Origin of the sequence: Cryobacterium sp. Sr3 (assembly GCF_004402835.1) — a bacterium.
Lineage (GTDB): Bacteria > Actinomycetota > Actinomycetes > Actinomycetales > Microbacteriaceae > Cryobacterium > Cryobacterium sandaracinum.
Map to the genome: position 1 here is coordinate 1 of NZ_SOFA01000021.1, position 1,821 is coordinate 1,821.

The window sequence follows — 1,821 nt, forward strand, 5'->3', positions numbered from 1 at the left end:
TGTGCCGCCGGGTGTGCACGTGGAGATCCCGCTGCAGGCCTACTTCCGCATCAATACGGAGAATATGGGGCAGTTTGAGCGCACCCTGATCATCGCCGACGAGGGCAGCTACGTGCACTACATCGAGGGGTGCACGGCCCCGATCTACTCGTCCGATTCTCTGCACTCTGCGGTGGTCGAGATTGTTGTGAAGAAGAATGCCCGCGTTCGCTACACGACTATCCAGAACTGGTCCACGAACGTCTACAACCTGGTCACGAAGCGTGCGACGGCTGCGGAGGGTGCCACGATGGAGTGGATCGATGGCAATATCGGTTCCAAGGTCACGATGAAGTACCCGTCGATTTATCTGATGGGTGAGCACGCTAAGGGGGAGACCCTGTCGGTGGCGTTCGCGGGTCCCGGTCAGCATCAGGATGCGGGCGCGAAGATGATCCACATGGCGCCGTATACGCAGTCTTCGATCGTGTCGAAGTCCATTGCCCGGGGTGGTGGCCGGTCTGGTTACCGCGGTGAGGTGCGGGTGGATGCCACGGCGCACCACTCCGCGAACACGGTGCGCTGTGACGCGTTGCTGGTGGACACGAAATCGCGTTCGGACACGTATCCATCGATCGATATCCGGGTCGATGATGTGCAGTTGGGCCACGAGGCCACGGTGTCGCGGGTCAGCGAGGAGCAGCTGTTCTACTTGATGAGCCGGGGGATGCCCGAAGATGAGGCGATGGCCATGATCGTGCGCGGCTTCATCGAGCCGATTGCCCGGGAGCTGCCGATGGAGTACGCCCTTGAACTCAACAAGCTCATTGAAATGGGCATGGAAGGATCCGTCGGCTAAATGTCCGCCGTCTCTGCACAACTCAATTCCCCACCAACCACCCCGGCATCCACAACGGATGCCATGCCTACTGCGGAGCAGCACGGCATCAAGGAGCACTCGGACGGCCGTTTCGGTTATGTGCCGGTGCAGACCCGGTCGGACCGGTTCGCGAGCGTGAACGTGGCCGACTTCGGTCCCGTCACGGGTCGTGAAGCGGTCTGGAAGCTATCGCCGGTGAAGAAGTTCACCGACCTGACCGCGGGTGTGCTCGACGGGTCGGAGTACCCGGTCGAGTCTTCACGCGTCGCCGGGGTCAGCGTCGCCTGGGTCGATCGCACCGACCCGCGGATCGGTTCGGCCGGGGCGCCCGAGGAACGCGCGTCGGCGAACGCGTGGTCGAGTTTCGAGAAGGCTCTCGCGATCACGATCAGCGGCGAGGAGGCCAAGGAGGTCACGGTCACCCGTGCCGGCCTGGGTTCCGGCGCGCGCGGCGCGCACACCATCATCGAGGCCAAGCCGTTCAGCCAAGCCATCCTGATCCTGGAGAACACGGGTGCGGCCCGGCTGAGCGAGAACGTCGAGATCATCCTGGGCGAGTCCGCGAACCTGACCGTGGTCACTCTGCAGGAATGGGGCGACACGGCCGTGCACCTGACGAACCACTTCGCCACCATCGGCCGCGACGCACGGTTGAAGCACATCGTGGTGAGCCTGGGCGGCAGCATCGTGCGGGTGAACCCGTCGGTGCGTCTAGCCGGGATCGGTTCGGACACGGAGCTGCTCGGCCTGTACTTCGCCGACGCCGGCCAGCACCTCGAGCAGCAGGTATTCGTGAACCATGTCGCGCCGAACAGTCGCAGCCGCGTCACCTACAAGGGTGCGTTGCAGGGTCAAGGTGCCCGCACCGTGTGGATCGGCGACGTCCTGATCGGGCGGGATGCGGCCGGGACCGACAGCTACGAACAAAACCGTAACCTCGTGCTCACCGAAGGCACCCGGGC

2 protein-coding genes are annotated in these 1,821 nt (G+C 63.8%); both read left to right on the plus strand.

Annotated elements, in window-relative coordinates:
- Positions 1-838 (plus strand): Fe-S cluster assembly protein SufB (sufB, locus tag E3N94_RS04865; RefSeq protein WP_134569911.1); only part of this gene is annotated, 838 nt, incomplete at its 5' end.
- A 63-nt stretch (positions 839-901) separates the two neighbouring features.
- The coding region (locus tag E3N94_RS04870) for a SufD family Fe-S cluster assembly protein (RefSeq protein ID WP_134569912.1) at positions 902-1,821 on the plus strand (920 nt) is incomplete at its 3' end.